Origin of the sequence: Pseudomonas taiwanensis (assembly GCF_013393345.1) — a bacterium.
Taxonomy (GTDB): domain Bacteria; phylum Pseudomonadota; class Gammaproteobacteria; order Pseudomonadales; family Pseudomonadaceae; genus Metapseudomonas; species Metapseudomonas resinovorans_C.
The window spans coordinates 43,842-65,694 of the sequence record NZ_QJRF01000076.1 but is presented as its reverse complement, the minus strand read 5'-3'; the positions used below and the strand labels follow the sequence as shown (position 1 = coordinate 65,694).

Below are 21,853 nucleotides of genomic sequence, written 5' to 3'. Positions count from 1 at the left end.
GCAGAGCGCAGCGAAGCCCAACGAACTGAGTGGCTGTCGGGACCGAGTGTTGGGCTTCGCTTAGCTCAGCCGCAACCTACCGCCCTGTACCCGATCGGACTTCCCTTTGTGCCTTTCCCTTCAGGAGTCTCAGAGCATTCCTTGTCACATGCTTCCTAGACTGCCCGCCTGGCGTTCACACCAGGGAGGGCAGGGCCATGCGCTATCGACGCGCCTTCGTGCCGGGCGGCACATTCTTTTTCACGGTCAATCTGGCGGATCGCTCGCAGCGGCTGCTGACGGAGCATGTTGATGTTCTGCGCTTCGCCTTTCGGCGAGTGAAGAAGCGGCATCCCTTTGAGATATCGGCCATGGTCGTCTTGCCTGAGCACCTGCATGCGATTTGGGTGCTGCCGGAAGGCGATGCGGACTTTTCGCTGCGTTGGCGGCAGATCAAGGGGACTTTTTCCCGCCTGCTGCCCGAGCAAGACTGGGTGAGCCAGTCAAAACGTGACAGGAGGGAACGCACTATATGGCAAAGGCGTTTCTGGGAGCATCAGATCCGGGATGAGCGGGATTTCGCCCAGCATGTCGATTACGTCCATATCAATCCGGTGAAGCATGGACACGTCCGGCGCGCTGCGGATTGGCCGCATTCGTCCATCCACAAATACATTCGCGCCGGTGTGATGAGCGCCGATTGGGCGTGCGACCCGGGTGAAGGAACCTTCGGTGAACGCCTTATGTAGGTTGGTCCGAGCTATGCGAGGCCCAACGTGGCGGCCCCGAAATCCGCTTTGTTGGGCTTCGCTGAGCTCTGACCAACCTACTGGGTAGGGCAAGTGCTTTGCGTAGGTTGGTCCGAGCTACGCGAGGCCCAACGTGGCGGCCCCGAAATCCGCTTTGTTGGGCTTCGCTGCGCTCTGACCAACCTACCGGGGTAGGGCGAGTGCTTTGCGTAGGTTGGTCCGAGCTATGCGAGGCCCAACGTGGCGGGTCTTCCAGACAGCGGGGGTCAGAACAGGAAATACCGCTGCGCCAACGGCAGCACCTCCGCCGGCTCGCACCAGAGCAATTGGCCGTCGGCTTTCACCTGGTAATTCTGCGGATCGACCTCGATGGTTGGGGTGTAGCCGTTGTGGATAAGGTCTTTTTTCTGCACGTCACGGCAGCCCTTCACTACGCCGATTTTCTTCTGCAATCCCAATTGCTCCGGCACGCCTGCCTCGAATGCCGCCTGGCTGATGAAGGTGAGGCTGGTGGCGTGGCGGCTGCCGGCGAAGCTGGCGAACATCGGGCGGTAATGTACGGGTTGCGGGGTGGGGATGGAGGCGTTGGCGTCGCCCATCAGGCTGGCGGCGATGGCCCCGCCCTTGAGGATCAGCGTCGGCTTCACGCCGAAGAAGGCCGGGCGCCAGAGCACCAGGTCGGCCCATTTACCCACTTCCACCGAGCCCACTTCATGGCTGATGCCGTGGGTGATGGCCGGGTTGATGGTGTACTTGGCGATGTAGCGCTTGGCGCGGAAGTTGTCGTTGCCCGGTGTGTCTTCGGGCAGGGCACCGCGCTGCTTCTTCATCTTGTCGGCGCTCTGCCAAGTACGGGTGATCACTTCGCCTACGCGGCCCATGGCCTGGCTGTCGGAGCTGATCATGCTGAAGGCGCCGAGGTCGTGGAGGATGTCTTCGGCAGCAATGGTCTCGCGGCGGATGCGGCTTTCCGCGAAGGCTACGTCCTCGGCGATGCTCGGGTCCAGGTGGTGGCAGACCATGAGCATGTCGAGGTGCTCGTCGATGGTGTTGCGGGTGAAGGGCCGCGTCGGGTTGGTGGAGCTGGGCAGCACGTTGGTGAAGCCGCAGGCCTTGATGATGTCGGGAGCGTGGCCGCCGCCGGCGCCTTCCGTGTGATAGGTGTGGATGGTGCGGCCCTTGAACGCGCCGAGGGTGGTTTCGACGAAGCCGGACTCGTTCAGCGTGTCGGTGTGGATGGCCACCTGCACGTCGTACAGGTCGGCGACCGACAGGCAATTGTCGATGGCCGCCGGGGTGGTGCCCCAGTCTTCGTGGAGCTTCAGGCCGATGGCGCCGGCTTTCACCTGCTCGATCAGCGGTTCCGGCAGGCTGGCGTTGCCCTTGCCGGTGAAGCCGATGTTCATCGGGAAGGCGTCGGCGGCCTGGAGCATGCGCGCCATGTGCCAGGGGCCCGAGGTGCAGGTGGTGGCGTTGGTGCCGGTGGCCGGCCCGGTGCCGCCGCCGATCATGGTGGTGACGCCGCTCATGAGCGCTTCTTCGATTTGCTGTGGGCAGATGAAGTGGATGTGCGTGTCGATGCCGCCGGCGGTGAGGATCATGCCTTCGCCGGCGATCACCTCGGTGCTGGCACCCACGGCGATGGTGACGTCGGGCTGGATGTCCGGATTGCCGGCCTTGCCGATGGCTTTGATGCGGCCATCCTTGAGGCCGACGTCGGCTTTGACGATGCCCCAATGATCGATGATCAGCGCGTTGGTGATCAGGGTGTCGACCACGTCGACCGCCAGCAACTGGCCCTGGCCCATACCATCGCGGATCACCTTGCCGCCGCCGAACTTCACTTCTTCGCCGTAGGTGGTGAAGTCCTTCTCGACTTCGATCCACAGGTCGGTGTCGGCCAGGCGCACCTTGTCGCCAACGGTGGGGCCGAACATGTCGGCGTAGGCTTGTCTGCTGATCTTCATTGCGTACGTTCCGTTAAGTCCGTGCGGGGCAGGACATCCCTCACCCCCGGCCCCCGCTCTGCGCCCCGGCCTGAATGCTGCGCATTCAGTCGCTCGTAGGCACTGAAGGCTGCGCCTCCAAAACGTGCCTTCTCGCCCCAGAGGGAGAGGGGGAGTTATTAAAGGTCGCCCATCACCCGGCCGGCGAAGCCATACACGCGGCGCAGACCGGCCAATTCCACCAGCTCAACCTCGCGGCTCTGGCCCGGCTCGAAGCGCACGGCGGTGCCTGCCGGAATGTTCAGGCGCATGCCGCGTGCGCTGGCGCGGTCGAAGGCGAGCGCGTCGTTGGATTCGAAGAAGTGGTAGTGCGAGCCCACCTGGATCGGGCGGTCGCCGGTGTTGGCCACGGAGAGGCTCAGGGTGCGGCGGCCGACGTTGAGTTCGATCTCGCCGTCCTGGATCTGGTATTCGCCGGGGATCATCGCGTCACTCCAGGATCAGTTGCATGAAGGTGAGGTCGAGCCAGCGGTCGAACTTGCGCCCCACCTGGGGCATCTGCCCGGTGGTGACGAAGCCGAGGCGCTCGTGCAGGCGGATGGAGGCGGCGTTGCCGGACTCGATGGCGGCCACCATCACGTGCAGGGAGGCGGCGCGGGCGCGTTCTACCAGCGCCTGCATCAACGCCGGGCCCAGGCCCTGGCCGCGTTGGTCGCTGCGTACGTAGATCGAATGCTCCACGGTCTGGCGGAAACCATCGAAGTTGCGCCAGGGGCCGTAGCTCGCATAGCCGAGCACTTCGCCCGCTGGGTTCACCGCCACCAGCACCGGGAAGCCAGCGGCGTTGCGGTCGGCCAGCCAGGCACGGCGATTGGCCAGGTCCACCAGGGTTTCGTTCCAGATCGCCGTGGTGTTCTCCACGGCGTCGTTGTAGATGGCAAGGATGCCGGGTAGCTCGGCTTCGGCAGCATCGCGAATGACGTAGGACATGGCAGGCCTCAAACAATCGGCTGGTGGACGGTCACCAGTTTCGTACCGTCGGGGAATGTGGCTTCAATCTGGATCTCCGGGATCATCTCCGGCACACCTTCCATCACCTGATCGCGGGCCAGCAGGGTGGTGCCGAAGTGCATCAGCTCGGCCACGGTCTGGCCGTCGCGGGCGCCTTCCAGCAGGGCGGCGGAAATGAACGCCATGGCCTCCGGGTAGTTGAGCTTCAGTCCACGGGCCAGACGACGCTCGGCCACCAGGCCGGCGGTGAAGATCAGCAGCTTGTCTTTCTCTCTTGGGGTGAGGTCCATCAGGTACTCCAGATTCTCGGAGGCACGGCCTCGCGGCCGAGCAAGGCAGGGCGCAACAGGCGCCAGAGGTCGATCAGCCAGGCGCGGGCGTGCAGCGCCTCGGAAGCGAGGCAGCGGGCCACCAGCAGGCCGGGCAATTGGGTCAGGTCGCCGCGCCCGGCACAGGGGCGTTCGCGGCAGCGTTCGAGCAGGTCGGCATCGATCTCGCCAGTGACGATCAGGGTCGCGAATACCGGCTGGCCGGCGAGGCCGATGGGGGAATCGAGGAGGCCGTCGTCACCTTCGACGCGCTGGCGCTCGTGCCAGATCAAGGTGCCGTTGCGGCGGATATCCAGATGGGCCTGGAAGTGGCCTTCGGTAAAGCGTTCGCCGGCAGCGGGTCGGCCGAGGGCGACCATGTCCCAGTAGAACAGCCGGGCGTCGTCGGCCAGTTCGATGCGGGTGGCCAGCTCGGCGCGCGCACCAGAGTAGACGATGGTTTCCTGCGGCAGCCATTCCAGTGTGGCGCCGGCTTCGACCTTGAGTTCGACCTCCTGGAACGCCGGGCTGGCGGCGCGATACCACTTGGCCGCGCCGGGGCTGGTGAGCTGCGCCCAGGCGCCTTCGCCAACGCGTGCGGTCAGGTCGAGACGATCACCACCGGCAATGCCGCCGGGCGGGTGGACGATGATGTGCTGGCACACCTGCGGGCCCTCGGCGTGCAGGTGTTTCTGCACCCGCAGCGGCCCCTTGTGGCGGCGCTGCACGGGCCGTGTAGTGGCGCCGTCGAGGGCATAGGCCAGCTCCAGCTCGGCGTGCCAGCTGGGGGTGAAGAGGGCAGGGTTGGCAGGTGCGTTCATGGTTGCTGTCGTCGTGCTTTCGTCAGATGGTCACCAGGCCGCGCACGCCCTCGGCTTCCATGTTTTCGCCGCGCCCTTGCTGGATGATTTCACCCCGGCTCATCACCAGGTACTGGTCGGCCAGTTCGGCGGCGAAGTCGTAGAACTGCTCCACCAGCAGGATGGCCATGTCGCCGCGCTCGGCGAGCTTCCTGATCACCGCGCCGATCTCCTTGATCACCGAGGGCTGGATGCCTTCGGTGGGCTCGTCGAGGATCAGCAGGCGCGGCTGGCTGGCCAGGGCGCGGCCGATGGCGAGTTGTTGCTGCTGGCCACCGGAGAGGTCGCCACCACGGCGGTGCTTCATTTCCTGGAGCACGGGGAAGAGTTCGTAGATGGAGTCTGGCACGGCCTTGGCCTCTTTCGCGCTGAAGCGTGACAGCCCCATCAGCAGGTTCTCTTCCACTGTCAGCCGCGGGAAGATCTCGCGGCCCTGGGGCACGTAGGCGATGCCGGCGTGTACCCGCTGGTGCGGCTTGTAGTCGGTAATGGGTTTGCCCTCCCAGTTCACTGCACCTTCCTTGGCCGGGATCAGGCCCATCAGGCATTTCAGCAGGGTGGTCTTGCCCACGCCGTTGCGCCCGAGCAGGCAGGTGACTTCGCCGATCTTCGCGTCGAACGACAGGCCGCGAAGGATATGGCTGCCGCCGTAGTACTGGTGGAGCTTGTCGACTGTCAGCATGTCGATGTCCTTGTCTTTGCGTAGGGTGGATCACGCTTCATCGATCCACCGTGCATTGCGTGGTGGATGAAAAGAGCGTCATCCACCCTACGGTTCGTTCCTCAGCGGCCGAGGTAGACCTCGATCACCTGTTCATTGGCCTGCACCTCGGCCAGCGAGCCTTCGGCCAGGACATGGCCCTGGTGCAGCACGGTGACGTGGTCGGCGATGCTGCCGACGAAGCCCATGTCGTGCTCCACCACCATCAGCGAATGCTGGCCAGCGAGGCCCTTGAACAGCTCGGCGGTGAATTCGGTTTCGGCGTCGGTCATGCCCGCTACCGGCTCGTCGAGCAGCAGCAGTTGCGGGTCCTGCATCAGCAGCATGCCGATCTCCAGGAACTGTTTCTGGCCGTGGGAGAGCAGACCCGCCGGGCGATTGCGCGAGGCTTCCAGGCGGATCACGGTGAGTACTTCGTCGATGCGGTCCTTCTGTTCGCCGCTGAGCTTCGCCCGCAGGCTGGCCCACACGGATTTGTCGGTCTTCTGCGCCAGCTCCAGGTTCTCGAACACTGAAAGCGCCTCGAACACGGTGGGCTTCTGGAACTTGCGGCCGATGCCGGCCTGGGCGATTTCCACTTCGCTCATGCGAGTGAGGTCGAGGGTTTCGCCGAACCAGGCCTTGCCGGTGTCGGGGCGGGTCTTACCGGTGATCACGTCCATCAGCGTGGTCTTGCCCGCGCCGTTGGGGCCGATGATGCAGCGCAGCTCACCGACCCCGATGTAGAGGTTGAGGTCGCGCAGGGCCTTGAAGCCGTCGAAGCTGACGCTGATGTCTTCCAGGGTGAGGATGGTGCCGTGGCGCACGTCCAGACCCTGGCCAGCGACGCGACCAAGACCAAGGGAGTCGCGCCCACTGCCGGCGTCGCGGTTGGGATCGAAGGCGGGTTCGAGCATGAGTTCGGGTACCGGGGCTGCGCGCATTTACTTTTCTCCCCGTTTGACCAGGCCAATCACGCCCTTGGGCAGATAGAGCGTGACCAGGATGAACAGGGCGCCGAGGAAGAACAGCCAGTACTCCGGGAAGGCCACGGTGAACCAGCTCTTCATGCCGTTGACCAGACCCGCGCCGAGCAGCGGACCAATCAGTGAACCGCGACCGCCGAGTGCCACCCACACGGCCGCTTCGATGGAGTTGGTGGGCGACATCTCGCTGGGGTTGATGATGCCCACCTGGGGCACGTAGAGCGCACCGGCCAGGCCGCAGAGCACCGCCGACAGCACCCAGATGAACAGCTTGTAACCGCGCGGGTCGTAGCCGCAGAACATCAGCCGGTTCTCGGCATCGCGCAGCGCCGTGAGCACGCGGCCGAACTTGCTCCGGGCCAGGCGCCAGCCGAGCAGCAGGCTGCCCACCAGCAGCGTCACCGTGGCCAGGAAGAGCACGGCGCGGGTGCCCGGTGCGGTGATGTCGAAACCGAGGATGCGCTTGAAGTCGGTGAAGCCGTTGTTGCCGCCGAAGCCGGTTTCATTGCGGAAGAACAGCAGCATGCCGGCGAAGGTCAGCGCCTGGGTCATGATCGAGAAGTACACGCCCTTGATCCGCGAGCGGAAGGCGAAGAAGCCGAACACCAGCGCCAGCAGGCCGGGCGCCAGCACCACCAGGCACAGGGCCCAGAGGAAGTGCTGGGTGCCGGCCCAGTACCAGGGCAGCTCGGTCCAGGCGAGGAAGCTCATGAAGGCCGGCAGCCCGTCACCGGCCGCTTCGCGCATCAGGTACATGCCCATGGCGTAGCCGCCGAGGGCGAAGAACAGCCCGTGTCCGAGGGACAGCAGCCCCGCATAGCCCCAGACCAGGTCGAGGGCGAGGGCGACGATGGCGTAGCAGAGGATCTTGCCCACCAGCGTCAGGGTGTAGGCCGAGACCTGCAGCGGGTTGTCCGCCGGCAGCAGGTGCAGCAGCGGCAGGGCCAGCAGGACCGCCAGTACGGCGAGGCCGATGGCCAGCGAAGTGCGTGGGCCGAGGGTGGCCGTGGCGCGGGCGAGCAGGGTCTGGTTGAGGGGTTGAGTCATCAGTCGATCACCCGTCCTTTCAGGGCGAAGAGACCCTGGGGCCGCTTCTGGATGAAGAGAATGATCAGCGCGAGGATGAGGATCTTGCCCAGCACGGCGCCGATTTGCGGTTCGAGGATCTTGTTCGCCACGCCGAGGCCGAAGGCGGCCATGACGCTGCCGGCGAGCTGGCCGACGCCGCCCAGCACCACCACCAGGAAGGAGTCGATGATGTAGCCCTGGCCAAGGTCGGGGCCGACGTTGCCGATCTGCGACAGGGCAACGCCACCGAGGCCGGCGATGCCCGAGCCGAGGCCGAAGGCGATCATGTCCACGCGGCCGGTGGGCACGCCGCAGCAGGCGGCCATGTTGCGGTTCTGGGTGACGGCGCGGACGTTGAGGCCAAGGCGGGTCTTGTTCAGCAGCAGCCAGGTCAAGGCGACCACGAACAGGGCGAAGCCGATGATCACGATGCGGTTGTACGGCAGCACGAGGTTGGGCAGCACCTGCATCCCCCCGGAGAGCCAGGCGGGGTTGGCGACCTCGACGTTCTGCGCACCGAAGATTACCCGCACCAGCTGGATCAGGATCAGGCTGATGCCCCAGGTGGCCAGCAGGGTTTCCAGCGGACGGCCGTAGAGGTGGCGGATCACCGTGCGCTCCAGCGCCATGCCCACCAGGGCCGTGACGAAGAAGGCCACCGGCAGCGCCACCAGCGGATACAGCGCGAGCAGCTCCGGCGCCAGTCGCTGGAAGCCCAGCTGCACCATGTAGGTGGCGTAGGCACCGAGCATCAGCATTTCGCCGTGGGCCATGTTGATCACCCCGAGCAGGCCGAAGGTGATCGCCAGGCCAAGGGCCGCGAGCAGCAGGATGGAACCGAGCGACAGGCCGCTGAAGGCCTGGCCAAACAACTCGCCTATCAGCAGCCGGCGCTTGACCTGGGCCAGGCTGGTTTCGGCGGCAGTGCGCACGCCGGCATCGGTTTCCACGCTCGGATCGAGCAGGGATTCGAGGCGGGTGCGGGCCAACGGGTCGCCGGTCTCGCCAAGCAGGCGCACCGCATTGAGGCGGATGGCCGGATCGGGGTCGACCAGTTGCAGGTTGGCCAGGGCGAGGCTGATGGTGTCGCGCACGCCGGCATCTTCCTCGGCCACCATGCGCTGGTTGAGCAGGCCTAGCTGCGCAGGCTTGGCGCTCTTCTGCAATTGCCGGGCGGCTTCCAGGCGTGCAGCGGGTTCGGCGGCGAGCAACAGGTGGCTGGCCTGGGCGGTGATCAGGAGGCCGCGCAGGCGGTTGTTCAGGCGCAGCTTTTTCGGTGTGTCGGCGGGGGCGGCATCACCTTCGGCGGCGATGAAGGTGCCGTCCTGTTCGATGAAGGCGAGCTTGCTGTCGATGGCGAAGCGGCCTTGTTGCAGGGCGTCCAGCAGCGGCTGGCGCGCGGCGTCGGGCTCGGTGGCCCAGTGCTCCAGCAGCTTTGCCTGTTGTGCCGGGTTGGCGGTGGCGAAGTCGTTGGCGTCGCCGGCCAGGGCTTCGAGGGGGAGCAGCAGGGCCAGGGCGAGGAGGAGTTGGGAGAGGACATTAGGCATGGGATGGTCCTGGTTCATTGCGCGCGGAGAGGACTGTGCCGGCTGACACATCCCTCACCCCCGGCCCCTCTCCCAGGGGGAGAGGGGTGACGTCGTACCGGGCACCGTGCTTCCCCGAGGACTCCGAACAGTTCCCCTCTCCCTCCGGGAGAGGGGCTAGGGGTGAGGGGAGTCAGGGGTAGCGCAGGTTCCGTACGTCCTCATTCAGCTCAGTTCGTCTTCACCGCGTAATCCGGCTTCTTGTCATTGCCTGGAATGAAGGGGCTCCACGGCTGGGCGCGCAGCGGGCCTTCGGTTTGCCAGACCACGGAGAGCTGACCGTCTTCCTGGATCTCGCCGATCATCACCGGCTTGTGCAGGTGGTGGTTGGTCTTGTCCATGGTCAGGGTGTAGCCGGACGGCGCGGCGAAGGACTGGCCGGCCAGGGCTTCGCGGACCTTGTTCACATCGGTGGTGCCGGCTTTCTCCACGGCCTGGGCCCACATGTGGATGCCCACGTAGGTGGCTTCCATCGGGTCGTTGGTCACTGCGGTCTGGTAGTTGGGCAGGTTCTTCGCCTTGGCGTAGGCCTTCCACTGCTCGACGAACTTGCCGTTGACCGGGTTATCCACGGATTCGAAGTAGTTCCAGGCGGCCAGGTGGCCCACCAGCGGCTTGGTGTCGATGCCGCGCAGTTCTTCTTCGCCTACCGAGAAGGCCACCACGGGCACGTCGGTCGCTTCCAGGCCCTGGTTGGCCAGTTCCTTGTAGAAGGGCACGTTGGAGTCGCCGTTGACGGTAGAGATCACCGCGGTCTTGCCGCCGGCGGAGAACTTCTTGATGTTGGCGACGATGGTTTGGTAGTCGCTGTGGCCGAAGGGCGTGTAGACCTCTTCGATGTCCTTGTCGGCGATGCCTTTGCTGTGCAGGAAGCTGCGCAGGATCTTGTTGGTGGTGCGCGGGTAGACGTAATCGGTGCCCAGCAGGAAGAAGCGTTTGGCGCTGCCGCCATCCTCGCTCATCAGGTACTCGACGGCCGGAATGGCCTGCTGGTTCGGCGCGGCGCCGGTGTAGAAGACGTTGGGGGAGAGTTCTTCACCCTCGTACTGCACCGGGTAGAAGAGCAGGCCGTTCAGCTCCTCGAAGACCGGTAGCACGGACTTGCGCGACACCGAGGTCCAGCAACCGAAGACCACATCCACCTTGTCCTTGGTCAGCAGCTGGCGGGCCTTCTCGGCGAACAGCGGCCAGTTGGACGCCGGGTCCACCACCACCGGTTCGAGCTGCTTGCCGTTCACGCCGCCCTTGGCGTTGATCTCTTCGATGGTCATCAGCGCCATGTCTTTCAGCGAGGTCTCGGAAATCGCCATGGTGCCGGAGAGGGAGTGCAGGATGCCGACCTTGATGGTCTCGGCCGCCTGGAGAGTCCAGGACATGCCCATGGCGGCGATGGATGCGGAAAGGGTGAACGCCTTGATAAGGCTGCGACGGTGCATGGGTCGATCTCCGTTCTTATCCAAGTTTTTGAAATGACTGCGTTTATGGGTTCGTTATCCGGGCAGTTTTCAAAGGGGCTTCCTCGTCACCCTTGGGCTGGCTGCGGTCTTTGCCGAGCGCTGTGCAACATGTGCAGGGTGATCTTGCGTACTTCGGCCTTGCTGGTTTCGATATGGGTCCTCAGCAATTGCTGTGCCTCTTCGCATCGACGAGCGGCAATGGCCTGGAGAATCGCCGCGTGTTCGGCGTAGGTGGCGTCGATGCGAGGTGCCTGGGTGAAGTCCAGGCGCCGGATGATGCGGATCTTTTCGCTGACTTCGCGGTGGATGCGGGCTATCTCGCGATTACCTGCGGCCTCCACCAATTGGCAGTGGAAATCCTCGTCCAGACGCGACACCTCGAAGCCGTCTTCCAGTCGCGGTTGCACCATCCAGGTGCGACCGAGCCGTTGCAGTGCTTCGGGCTGCTCCTCGGTAGGGCGGGTGCAGTGACGACGTACCGCCTCCATCTCGAGGACGATGCGCAGTTCGTACAGCTCCTCGAAGTGATCGAAGTCGAAGGCCTTCACCTGCCAGCCACTGCGAAAGCGCACTTCCAGATAACCCTCGCGCTCCAGGCGGTGTAGCGCCTGGCGCACGGGCGTACGGCTGGCGGCCATGCGCTCGGCTATATCGCCTTCGCTGAAGCGGTCCCCGGGCAGCAGGCGGAACTCGCTGATGTCTTCCTTGAGCCGGGCGTAGATGCGCCCGGCCAGGCTGTCAGGGCGCGCTTGGCGCCCGCTGCGCGGGTTGGCGAGTTCCATGGCGTCAGCGCACCTGGCTGGCGATGAAGGCGCGCCAGCCCCCAAAGGCGGTGATGTCGCGGGCACCTTCCAGTGCGTAGGGCTCGCAGATGAAGCCCTTGACCCAGCGGCCATCCGCCAGCTGCAGGTTGCCGATGCCGAGCGGAGGTGGGATTTCGGCGACGAACTCGCCGAAGCGCGCCAGCGGGATATCCCAGAGTTCGACGATCAGCTCGGCACCATCCTGGCTGCGGGCGAGTCCCGGCTTGGGCGGCACTGTGCCGGGCAGGGCGAACAGGCGATAGTCGCTGGCGGTGCGGGTTTCTTCCACCAGCACTGCATTGCGGCTGGTGAGCTGGAAGTTCAGCGGCATGCCGGTGAGGTGCGCGCCGACCACCGCGACGCGCACGCAACCCGGTGCCTGCGCGGCGGCGGGCTGGGTCGGCAGTGCGCGGCTGGTGGCGCCAAGGGGCAGGTCGAGGCTGGCTTGCCAGCGCTTGCCGAAGCTCGCCAGGGCGGAGTCGTGCCAGGCCGGGGCGAGCAGGGTGATGCCGGCGGGCAGGCCATCGGCGCGCATGCCGGCTGGCAGCGCCAGGGCGCTGAGGTCGGCGAAATTGGTGAAGTTGGTGTAGGTGCCGAACTGGGCGTTGAACAGCACCGGTTCCTCGGCCATTTCGGCGATGCGGCGGATGGTCGGAGAAGTGGGCACCACCAGTGCGTCGAAGGGCGCCAGGGTGTCGTTGATGCATCGTGCCAGTTCGGCGCGCAGGTATTCGGCGCGGTAGGCGTCGCAGGCGCTGTAGTTCAGGCCGTTGTCGAGGATGCCGCGCACCACAGGGTCCATTGCCTCGGGCTGGTCGGTGAAGATCGCCCCGGCCGCCACGGTGCGTTCCGCTACCCAGGGGCCCTGGTAGAGCTGTGCGGCCAATTGACGGAAGGGGCTGAAGTCGATCGGGGTGATCTCGGCGCCGAGGGCGCGGAGCTTGTCCAGCGCGGCTTCGAAGACGGTACGGGTCTGCTCGTCGCCGAAGAACTCCAGCGTGTCCGGCACCGCCAGTTTCGGTTTGGCGGCCATGCCCACCGGGGCACTGTTGGGATTCCGCCGGGAGTAAGGATCGCGGGCGTCGTAACCGCCAACGATACGCGCCACGGTCTCGGCGTCGGCCACGGTCAGGGCAAACACCGAGATGCAGTCGATGGTGCGGCAGGCCGGCACCAGGCCGGTCGTGGATAGCCAGCCCTTGGTGGGCTTCAGGCCGACGATGTTGTTGAAGCCGGCGGGTACCCGGCCCGAGCCGGCGGTGTCGGTGCCGAGGGCGAAGGGCACCAGGCCACGGGCGACCACCGAGGCGGAGCCGGAGCTGGAGCCGCCGCTGACGTAGTTCGGGTCGAAGGCGTTGGGTACCGCGCCATAGGGGGAGCGCGTGCCCACCAGGCCGGTGGCGAACTGGTCGAGGTTGGTCTTGCCGATCAGGATCGCGCCAGCCGCGCGCAGGCGGGCGACGACGGTGGCGTCCTCGGCAGCGTCATAGGCGAAGGCCGGGCAGGCGGCGGTGGTGGTCCAGCCGGCGGCGTCGATGTTGTCCTTGATGGCGAAGGGGACGCCGTAGAGGGGTAGGCGTTCCCGCTGGCCTTCGGCGGCGGCCAGAAGGGCGGCGAGTTCGATGAGTTGGACGTCTAGCTGCTCGGCGCTGGCCAGGCTGATCCAGGCATTGTCGTCCGCGTCGAGGCGCTGGAGCAGGGCGTGCAGCAGGTCGGCGGGTTGCAGTTGGTCGCGGTAGGCCTGTTGCCAGTCGGCGAGGGTGAAGGCGAGAGGGGCGTCGGACATGCTCTGGAGTTCCATCTTGTATCCAAGTTGGAATTCTCCACAGCAAAGCAGGTGCCAGGTTCCGGAAAGGCGCGTGGTTGCTGGCGCGGGCGCGAAGAGTCGGGTCTTGCCCCAGGCATTTTGCGCACCGCGCTGGGGCGCGCGAAGGCGCAAGGGGCATTGGCTGGTGCAATGTGCGGTGGTTGAGCGCAGCGATACCCATCGACCATGGCCCGCATGGGTTTCGTACCTCAACCCATCCTACGGGGACTGCGCTAGAGGGTACGGAGCTACAGCACCAGGTAGTTCTTCACCCCGGTGAAGATGATCTGCGCGGCCAGGGCGCAGACGAACAGGCCCATCAGGCGGCTGACGATCTGCAGGCCCTGGTCGCCGAGGATGCGTTCGATGTGGTCGGACAGGTAGAGGATGGCGCCCACGGTGACGGCGGCGATGGCGATGGCGATAAGGGCGGTGAGCTTGTCGTTCCAGTGCACGTGTCCGGCACCCATTACCAGCATGGCGCCGATGGTGCCGGGGCCGACCGTGAGCGGAATGGTCAACGGCACGATGGTGACGTCCTGCTGCACGTTGTCCGCCTGCACGGCCGGCTTGCCCTGGGCCATGCCGAGGGCGGAGATGAACAGCACGGTGCCGGCGCCGATGCGGAAGGCGTCGATGGTGATGCCGAAGACATTGAAGATGGCCTGGCCGAACAGGTAGAGCAGGGCACTGGCGATCAAGGTGCCCAGGGCGACTTTCCAGGCGAGTTTCTTGCGCTCCTTCACCGTGTAGCCACGGGTCAGGCTGATGAAGCAGGAGAGCACGAAGAAGGGGCTGTAGAGCACCAGCATCTTCAGGTACAGGCTGGAAAGGCTTTCGAGCATGGGGGCATCCGTTCGTGACTGCGAGGGCCGCTGATGAGTGTAGAGGCTGCCCTGCCATTGGGCGCACAACTATAACCGCGCCACCGGGGTCGGCTATACCTTCCCCCACCGGGTCGTTTCGTCGCGCAGGGAGCCGTTGATGGCGCATATGAGCTTCACTCCCAACCTGCAACGTCACCTCGACGTCCCCGAGCTGGACGTCACGGCGGTTTCCGTGGCCGAAGCGCTGGAAGCCGCTTTCGTGGCCAATCCGCGCCTGCGCAGCTACCTGCTGGACGACCAGGGCCGCCTGCGCCGGCATGTGGCGATCTTCGTCGATGCCCAGCAGGTCAGCGACCGCCGCCACCTCAGTGATCCGGTGGGGCCGTCCAGCGACATCTTCGTTGTCCAGGCGCTGTCCGGCGGCTGAGCCGTACAAGGAGAAGGACCAATGAGCCGATGCATCCATGTGGCGACCCGCAAGGGCCTGCTGCGATTCGAGAAGGAGGGCGATGGCTGGCGCCTCGTGCGCCAGGATTTTCTCGGCGAGCCGGTGAGCATGTTGCTGGCCGACCCGCGCGATGGACGCCTCTACGCGGCCCTGCATCTCGGGCACTTCGGCCCCAAGCTGTGGCGCTCGGCAGATGGCGGGCTGAACTGGGAGGAGATCGCCGCCCCTGCCTTTGCCCAGGCGGACGAGGGCGAGGATGGGCCCTCGGTCGAAATGATCTGGTGCCTTGAGCCGGGTGGCGCGGACCAACCCGGAACCCTGTGGGCCGGGACCATTCCCGGCGGGTTGTTCAGGTCCCGCGACCATGGTGCTTCATGGAGCCTGGTGGACAGCCTCTGGAGCCGCCCGGAGCGGGCCAACTGGTTCGGTGGCGGCTACGACCAGCCGGGCATCCACTCCATCTGCGTCGATCCGCGCAACAGCCGGCACCTGACCCTGGCAGTGTCCTGCGGCGGCGTTTGGCACAGCGAGGACGAAGGCGCCAGCTGGAACTACCGCACCCGTGGCATGCGCGCGGCCTATATGCCGCCCGAGCGCGCCGAGGAGCCGGACATTCAGGACCCGCATCGCATGGTGGCCTGTCCGGCGGACCCGGATCGACTTTGGGTGCAGCACCACAACGGCATCTTCGTGAGCGCTGATCGCGGGTTGAAGTGGCGGGAAATTCCCCAGGCCGGGCCGTCGACCTTCGGCTTCGCTGTGGCGGTGCATCCGTCCGATCCCGACTGCGCCTGGTTCGTGCCGGCGGTGAAGGACGAATGCCGCGTCCCGGCCGACCAGCGCCTGCGGGTCACTCGTACACGGGATGGCGGCAAGCATTTCGACGTGCTGGAGCAGGGGCTGCCGCAGCAGCTCTGCTACGACCTGGTGTATCGACATGGGCTGGACGTGGATGGCAGCGGGCAGTGCCTGGCGATGGGCTCCACCACCGGCCATCTGTGGGTGTCGGAGGATCAGGGTGACAGCTGGACGCTGGTGGCGGGGCATTTGCCGCCGATTTTTGCGGTGAGGTGGGGGTAGCGGGGCCGGTCAGAGGCCCCTTGGAAGATTTGAAGGGCGAACCTGCGGTTCGCATAGCGATTGAAATCGCCCCCACAGGGTGGGCTTCAGCCCACCAACAAGGCTGGAGAACCGTCAGCTATGCATCGCGTGGCGGTCGCGCATTTCCTTCTCGGCCACCCAGTACTCGATCAGCTCGCGCAGTTGCGACAGTTCCACCGGCTTGGCCATGTGGCCGTCCATGCCGGAGAGGCGGGCGCGTTCCTTGTGTTCGCTGAGGATATGGGCGGTCAGTGCGACCACCGGGGTGCGCGGACGCTGCTCCAGGTTTTCCCAGTGGCGCAGCATTTCGGTGGCGGTGAAGCCATCCAGCACCGGCATCTCGCAATCCATCAACACCAGGTCATAGTGCTGGTTCTTCATCGCGCTGAGGGCTTCCTCGCCGTTGCTGGCGGTGTCCGGTTCGAGGTTGAGCTTGCTCAGCATGCCGCGAATGACCTTCGTGGAAATGCTGTTGTCTTCCGCGACCAGGATGCGGAAGTCGGTGGGGACGTGCAGCGGTTCGCTGACCTGGGAACCCGGCAGGGAGATCGAGCCGCCGTCCTTGCGCTGGTTGAGTTCGTCGGCCAGCGTGGTCTTCAGCGTGTAGCCCGCCACCGGCTTGGCGAGGATGCGCTTGATGCCGGCGTTGCGCGCGATGATCTTGCTCGGCGCGTTGCTGATGCCGGTGAGCATGATGATCAGGATGTCGTGGTTGAGGCTCGGGTCTTCCTTGATCTTGGCGGCCAGCTGCATGCCGGTCATGCCGGGCATGTCCTGGTCCAGCAGGACCACGTCGAAGTACTCGCGCAGGTGGGCCTTGGTGCGCAGCAGGGCCAGGGCTTCCTTGCCGGACGGCACGGCGCTGACCTGCAGGCCCCAGGCGCCGCATTGCTGGACCAGCACCTTGCGGCAGGTGTCGTTGTCGTCCACCACGAGCAGGCGCGCGCCTTCCAGCGGGCTGTCGAGGTCGGCGGTGGGGCGTATCAGGTGCTGGGCGTCGAGCGGCAGGGTGAGCCAGAGTGTGCTGCCTTGTCCTGCACCGCTCTGGATGCCGAATTCGCCTTCCATCAGGCGCACCAGCTGGCGGGCGATGACCAGGCCGAGTCGGCCGCCGAGCTTGGAGGAGGCGAGGAAGTCGCTGCTCTGCACTTCAGCATTGAGCAGGGCGGTGCGCTCACCAGCCTCCAGCGGACGGCCGCTGTCCTGCACGGCGATGCGCAGGCGCGGTTGGGCGCTGCTGTTGTCCAGGGCTACCACCAGCAGGATTTCACCCTCATCGGTCTGCTTGAAGGCGTTGTCCAGCAGGCTCAGGAGAATCTGTCGCAGGCGCGTGGGGTCGCCGCTGATCACACGGGGAACCTGGGGCTGCATGAAGCTGATGAGTTCGACCCGCTGCTGCTCGGCCTTGGCGCGGAAGATGTCGAGGCAGTCATCGATCAGGGCATTGAGGTCGAACTGCACGTCGTCCAGTTCGATCTGCCCGGATTCCAGCTTCGAAATGTCGAGGATTTCGTTGATCAGGGTGAGCAGTTCATTGCCGGAGCTGTGGATGGTCTGCACGTAGTCACGCTGCTTGGCCGACAGCGGGGTGCCGAGGAGCAGCTCGGTCATGCCCAGCACGCCGTTCATCGGCGTGCGGATTTCATGGCTGATCTTGGCGAGGAATTCGCCCTTGGCCTTGAGTTCGGCCGAGCTGGCGGCAAGGGCACGGCTGGCGCTGAAGACCTCGTTCTGGATGCGCCGCTGGCGTTCGCTCAGGGCCATGCTGAGGAACACGCCGCTGATCGTGGAGATCGCCAGCAGGGAGTAGGCCAGCCAGTCGGATTGCAGCTGCCAGTAGCCGAACAGGGCGGGCAGGGCACCGAGGATGGCCACGCAGAACACGCCCAGCGCCAGGCTGAACAGCCGTGCCGGGCGATAGCCCTGGCGCCAGTGGAGGATGGCGAACACGAACATGCTGAGGCTGGCGATGGCCGCCATCACATAGACCAGCTGGTTGAACTGCAACTCGGTGACGATCAGCAGCAGGGCGGCGGTGAGGCTGATCAGCAGGATCTCACCCAGCAGCAGGCCGGACAGGGGCGTGCTCGGACAGACCTTGCGGAAGAAGCTGAGGGTGAAGCCCAGGGCGCAGACCATGGCCATCAGCATGGAGAGATTGGCGATCTGCGGTTGTGCGCTCTGCCAGTCACCCAGCCAGGGCGAACTGATGCCCAGCAGGCTGACGCCAGTGACCATCAGGCAGCCTTGCGCAGCGGCAAGCCAGAGGCTGACGGCGGCGCGGGAATACGCGTAGCGCACCAGGTTGTAGTACACGAGCATGGCCAGGCCGCCGAGCAGCAGGCCAAAGAGCAGTGGGCGGGTGTCGTCCGCAGCCATCAGCGCCGAGGAACGCAGCTCCACGGTCGGGCGCAAGGCATGTTCCGAGGCCATGCGCAGGTAGATGTCCAGCGGCTCCTGTTGCACCGGAAGCGGCAGGAGGAAGTCGCGGCTGGGCAACGGGCGCTCGCTGAAGGGCAGGCGGCTGCCGGTGCGCGTGTGGGCGACCAGTTCATCGCCCTTGAGGACATAGAGGTCGAGATAGGCCAGATAGGGTGCGAAGACCCGCAGCATCTGTTCGTGCTGGCTCGCGGGAAGGCGGTAATGCAACCAGAGTGCGCTGGTGCCACCAGGGGTGTAGAGCTGGTCGAGGTCGACCGGGGTGAACTGGGAAAGGGCCTGCTGGGTGCGGATTTCCTGCAGCTGCAGGTTGGCGCTCGGATCGAGCAGCATGCTCCACTGCCGCTCCCCGGCCGCTTGGGCGGGCAGCAGATAAAACAGGGCCAGCAGCAGGCTGGCGATCAATCCTGTGGCAATCCTGAGCCGGGGCACGTTCGAGGTCCCTTCGTGGGTGAGTGGCCGGATTATAGTCAAGGCCTTCTCGTGCGGAATATGACCAAGGCGGCCATCGGGCCGCCTTGGTGAGCACTATTTAATGACTTCTTACCCTTCGCCACGTTCCCGGGCAATGGCCCGGTAGCCGATATCTTTGCGATAGAAGCAGCCGTTCCAGCGGATTTTCTCCGCCAGTCGATAGGCCTGCTGCTGCGCATCGGACACGCTGGCGCCGATGGCCGTGGCACAGAGCACGCGGCCGCCGGCGGTGACGATGTTGCCGTCCTTCAGCGCGGTGCCGGCATGGAACACCTTGCCGTCCAGGGCTGCGGCGTCTTCCAGACCTTCGATGACGTCACCCTTGGCGTAGTCGCCCGGGTAGCCGCCTGCGGCCAGTACCACGCCTACGGTTGGGCGCGGGTCCCAGGTGGCTTCGACCTTGTCCAGGGCCTTGGCCAGGGCGGCCTCGACCAGCAGGACCAGGGAGCTTTCCAGACGCACCATGATGGGCTGGGTTTCCGGGTCGCCGAAGCGGCAGTTGAATTCGATGACCTTGGGCGCGCCGCTCTTGTCGATCATCAGGCCGGCGTAGAGGAAGCCGGTGTAGACGTTGCCTTCCTGGGCCATGCCACGCACGGTCGGGTAGATGACTTCGTCCATCACGCGCTGGTGCACGTCGGCGGTGACCACCGGGGCCGGGGAATAGGCGCCCATGCCGCCGGTATTCGGGCCGCTGTCGCCGTCGCCGACGCGCTTGTGGTCCTGGCTGGTGGCCATGGGCAGCACGTTCTGGCCGTCGACCATGACGATGAAGCTGGCTTCCTCGCCATCGAGAAATTCCTCGATCACCACGCGCGAACCGGCGTCACCGAAGGCATTGCCGGCGAGCATGTCGCGCACGGCGTCTTCGGCCTCGGCCAGGGTCATGGCGACGATCACGCCCTTGCCGGCGGCCAGGCCGTCGGCCTTGATCACGATCGGGGCGCCTTTCTCGCGCAGGTAGGCCAGTGCAGGCTCAACCTCGGTGAAGTTCTGGTAGTCGGCGGTGGGGATCTTGTGGCGCGCCAGGAAGTCCTTGGTGAAGGCCTTGGAGCCTTCCAGCTGGGCGGCACCGGCGGTGGGGCCGAAGATATCCAGGCCGCGCGAGCGGAACAGGTCGACCACGCCTTTCACCAGCGGCGCTTCCGGGCCGACGATGGTCAGCTGCACGTTCTTGGCGGCGAAGTCGGCCAGTTGTTCCAGGGCCAGTACGTCGATGGCGACGTTTTCGCACTTGGCTTCGGTCGCGGTGCCGGCGTTGCCCGGGGCGACGAAGACCTTCTCGACGCGCGGGTCCTGGGCCACTTTCCAGGCCAGGGCGTGTTCACGACCGCCGCTGCCGATGATGAGTACGTTCATTGAATTCTCCTTCAGGAGGCGGGCCTGCGGCCCGTTTGGTGGATAAGAAGAGCGTTATCCACCCTACAAAAGCTACGAATCTTCTACGACGGACTTCAGGGGGCGCGATGGAGCGGGTAGATGCAAGGCGTCCGGTCCTTCACCAAGCGGAGTTGCCTTCTGGCAATGAGCATTGGGGAAGGGCCGGACAACACAGCAGATGCCTGCTTCAGTGCGTCCCTGCCACTCAGTGGCGGAAGTGGCGCATGCCGGTGAATACCATTGCGATTCCGGCTTCGTCGGCGGCGGCGATCACTTCGTTGTCACGCATGGAACCACCCGGCTGGATCACCGCGGTGATGCCGGCCTTGGCCGCGTTGTCGATGCCGTCGCGGAAGGGGAAGAAGGCGTCGGAAGCCATGACCGCACCTTTCACCTCAAGACCGGCATGCTCGGCCTTGATGGCGGCGATGCGGGCGGAGTTGACGCGGCTCATCTGGCCGGCGCCAACACCGACGGTCTGACGGTTCTTGGCGTAGACGATGGCGTTGGACTTGACGAACTTGGCCACTTTCCAGGCGAAGATCAGGTCGTGGATTTCCTGCTCGCTCGGGGCGCGCTGGGTCACGATCTTCAGGTCGGAGGCGGTGATCATGCCGATGTCGCGGCTCTGCACCAGCAGGCCACCGTTGACGCGTTTGAAGTCCCAGCCAGCAGCGCGTTCGGCCGGCCATTCGCCGCATTCCAGCAGGCGGACGTTGGCTTTGGCGGCGACCACTTCGCGGGCGGCAGCGGAGATTTTCGGGGCGATGATCACTTCGACGAACTGGCGCTCGACGATGGCCTTGGCGGTTTCGCCGTCCAGCTCGCGGTTGAAGGCAATGATGCCGCCGAAGGCGGATTCGGTATCGGTGGCGTAGGCCAGGTCATAGGCCTTGCGGATGCCGCCTTCGTTTTCCGGTACCACGGCGACGCCGCACGGGTTGGCGTGCTTGACGATGACGCAGGCCGGCTTGACGAAGCTCTTCACGCATTCCAGCGCGGCGTCGGTGTCGGCCACGTTGTTGAAGGAGAGTTCCTTGCCCTGCAATTGCACGGCGGTGGAGACGCTGGCCTCGCCCTTCTTCGCTTCCACGTAGAACGCCGCGCTCTGGTGCGGGTTCTCGCCGTAGCGCATTTCCTGGGCCTTGACGAACTGGCTGTTGAAGGTGCGCGGGAAGGCGCCGCGGTCTTCAGTGGACAGGGTGTCGCGCGCCTGGTCGATGGTGCCCAGGTAGTTGGCGATCATGCCGTCGTAGGCGGAGGTGTGCTCGAACGCCTTGAGGGCCAGGTCGAAACGCTGGGCGTAGGTGAGGCCGCCGGCCTTCAGGCCTTCGAGGACGCTGGCGTAGTCGCTGGCGTTGACGACGATGGCGACGTCCTTGTGGTTCTTCGCGGCGCTGCGGACCATGGTCGGGCCGCCGATGTCGATGTTCTCGATCGCGTTCGGCAGGTCGCAGTCAGGCTTGGCGACGGTGGCTTCGAAGGGGTAGAGGTTGACCGCAACCAGGTCGATCGGCTTGATGCCGTGCTGTTCCATGACCGCGCCGTCGAGGTCGCGACGACCGAGGATGCCACCGTGGATCTTCGGGTGCAGGGTCTTCACGCGGCCGTCCATCATTTCCGGGAAGCCGGTGTAGTCAGCGACTTCCACGGCAGCGATGGCGTTGTCCTTGAGCAGCTTGTAGGTGCCGCCGGTGGAAAGGATTTCCACGCCAAGGGCAGCCAGTTCACGGGCGAATTCGACGATGCCGGTCTTGTCGGAGACGCTGATCAGGGCGCGGCGTACGGGAAGGCGGGTGGTCTGGTCGGTCATTTCGGAACCATTCGAGTGGGAGAGGGTTAAGCGGTCAGGCCTGAAACTGAAAGCCGGAAGCGTGATCGTCGGGGTTTTCCCGCTTCAGGCTTCCGGCTTCCAGCTCCCGCC

Annotated in this window: 19 protein-coding genes; 3 read left to right on the top strand and 16 right to left on the bottom strand. The window is 65.4% G+C overall.

The window, feature by feature from the left end:
- Positions 1-197 precede the first annotated feature (197 nt).
- The gene (locus DM872_RS27520) at positions 198-728 is read left to right on the top strand and encodes an REP-associated tyrosine transposase (protein ID WP_179062376.1); all 531 of its coding nucleotides are present in this window, start codon (positions 198-200) and stop codon (positions 726-728) included.
- A gap of 266 nt (positions 729-994) precedes the next feature.
- On the opposite strand, the gene ureC is transcribed toward DM872_RS27520, so the two are convergent.
- The 13 genes from ureC to DM872_RS27455 all read right to left on the bottom strand — a co-directional run bounded on the left by ureC (position 995) and on the right by DM872_RS27455 (position 14,105).
- Complete coding sequence (ureC, locus tag DM872_RS27515; RefSeq protein ID WP_179062375.1) at positions 995-2,695, bottom strand: urease subunit alpha; 1,701 nt, start codon at positions 2,693-2,695, stop codon at positions 995-997.
- A 158-nt stretch (positions 2,696-2,853) separates the two neighbouring features.
- On the bottom strand, positions 2,854-3,159 hold the full coding sequence (locus tag DM872_RS27510) for an urease subunit beta (RefSeq protein WP_179062374.1): 306 nt from the start codon (positions 3,157-3,159) through the stop codon (positions 2,854-2,856).
- Positions 3,160-3,163: 4 nt separating this feature from the next.
- A complete protein-coding gene (locus DM872_RS27505; RefSeq protein WP_179062373.1) occupies positions 3,164-3,664 on the bottom strand; it encodes a GNAT family N-acetyltransferase in 501 nt (166 codons plus the stop codon).
- An 8-nt stretch (positions 3,665-3,672) separates the two neighbouring features.
- Positions 3,673-3,975 (bottom strand): urease subunit gamma, encoded by a 303-nt coding sequence (gene ureA / locus DM872_RS27500; protein ID WP_179062372.1) that lies wholly within the window; start codon positions 3,973-3,975, stop codon positions 3,673-3,675.
- Positions 3,975-4,814, bottom strand: coding sequence for an urease accessory protein UreD (locus tag DM872_RS27495; protein WP_179062371.1), 840 nt, complete (start codon positions 4,812-4,814; stop codon positions 3,975-3,977). Before DM872_RS27495 ends, ureA begins: the two co-directional genes overlap by 1 nt.
- 22 nt (positions 4,815-4,836) lie before the next feature.
- Positions 4,837-5,535: an urea ABC transporter ATP-binding subunit UrtE gene (urtE, locus tag DM872_RS27490; protein WP_179062370.1), complete on the bottom strand. Its 699-nt coding sequence runs from the start codon at positions 5,533-5,535 to the stop codon at positions 4,837-4,839.
- 101 nt (positions 5,536-5,636) lie between these two features.
- Positions 5,637-6,497 carry an urea ABC transporter ATP-binding protein UrtD gene (gene urtD, locus DM872_RS27485; protein WP_179062369.1) on the bottom strand — a complete coding sequence of 287 codons (861 nt, stop codon included), beginning with the start codon at positions 6,495-6,497 and terminating at the stop codon, positions 5,637-5,639.
- Positions 6,498-7,586, bottom strand: a complete 1,089-nt coding sequence (urtC, locus tag DM872_RS27480; RefSeq protein ID WP_179062368.1) for an urea ABC transporter permease subunit UrtC — start codon at positions 7,584-7,586, stop codon at positions 6,498-6,500.
- A complete protein-coding gene (gene urtB, locus DM872_RS27475; protein WP_179062367.1) occupies positions 7,586-9,154 on the bottom strand; it encodes an urea ABC transporter permease subunit UrtB in 1,569 nt (522 codons plus the stop codon). Before urtB ends, urtC begins: the two co-directional genes overlap by 1 nt.
- 209 nt (positions 9,155-9,363) lie before the next feature.
- Positions 9,364-10,629, bottom strand: coding sequence for an urea ABC transporter substrate-binding protein (gene urtA, locus DM872_RS27470; RefSeq protein ID WP_179062366.1), 1,266 nt, complete (start codon positions 10,627-10,629; stop codon positions 9,364-9,366).
- An 86-nt stretch (positions 10,630-10,715) separates the two neighbouring features.
- On the bottom strand, positions 10,716-11,432 hold the full coding sequence (locus DM872_RS27465; protein WP_179062365.1) for a GntR family transcriptional regulator: 717 nt from the start codon (positions 11,430-11,432) through the stop codon (positions 10,716-10,718).
- A 4-nt stretch (positions 11,433-11,436) separates the two neighbouring features.
- Positions 11,437-13,239, bottom strand: coding sequence for an allophanate hydrolase (gene atzF / locus DM872_RS27460; RefSeq protein WP_179062364.1), 1,803 nt, complete (start codon positions 13,237-13,239; stop codon positions 11,437-11,439).
- A 269-nt stretch (positions 13,240-13,508) separates the two neighbouring features.
- Positions 13,509-14,105: a MarC family protein gene (locus DM872_RS27455; RefSeq protein ID WP_179062363.1), complete on the bottom strand. Its 597-nt coding sequence runs from the start codon at positions 14,103-14,105 to the stop codon at positions 13,509-13,511.
- Between the two features lie 139 nt (positions 14,106-14,244).
- Here DM872_RS27455 and DM872_RS27450 point away from each other — a divergent pair, with 139 nt between their 5' ends.
- Together DM872_RS27450 and DM872_RS27445 are read left to right on the top strand one after the other, a co-directional pair.
- Positions 14,245-14,514 carry a MoaD/ThiS family protein gene (locus DM872_RS27450; protein ID WP_179062362.1) on the top strand — a complete coding sequence of 90 codons (270 nt, stop codon included), beginning with the start codon at positions 14,245-14,247 and terminating at the stop codon, positions 14,512-14,514.
- 21 nt (positions 14,515-14,535) lie between these two features.
- Positions 14,536-15,615 (top strand): WD40/YVTN/BNR-like repeat-containing protein, encoded by a 1,080-nt coding sequence (locus tag DM872_RS27445; RefSeq protein ID WP_179062361.1) that lies wholly within the window; start codon positions 14,536-14,538, stop codon positions 15,613-15,615.
- Positions 15,616-15,729: 114 nt separating this feature from the next.
- Here DM872_RS27445 and DM872_RS27440 read toward each other — a convergent pair whose 3' ends face one another.
- The 3 genes from DM872_RS27440 to purH all read right to left on the bottom strand — a co-directional run bounded on the left by DM872_RS27440 (position 15,730) and on the right by purH (position 21,742).
- Entirely contained in the window at positions 15,730-18,507 is a 2,778-nt protein-coding gene (locus tag DM872_RS27440) for a hybrid sensor histidine kinase/response regulator (protein WP_179062360.1), read from the bottom strand.
- Positions 18,508-18,618: 111 nt separating this feature from the next.
- A complete protein-coding gene (purD, locus tag DM872_RS27435; protein WP_179062359.1) occupies positions 18,619-19,908 on the bottom strand; it encodes a phosphoribosylamine--glycine ligase in 1,290 nt (429 codons plus the stop codon).
- Between the two features lie 226 nt (positions 19,909-20,134).
- Positions 20,135-21,742 (bottom strand): bifunctional phosphoribosylaminoimidazolecarboxamide formyltransferase/IMP cyclohydrolase, encoded by a 1,608-nt coding sequence (gene purH / locus DM872_RS27430; protein ID WP_179062358.1) that lies wholly within the window; start codon positions 21,740-21,742, stop codon positions 20,135-20,137.
- Positions 21,743-21,853: the final 111 nt, after the last annotated feature.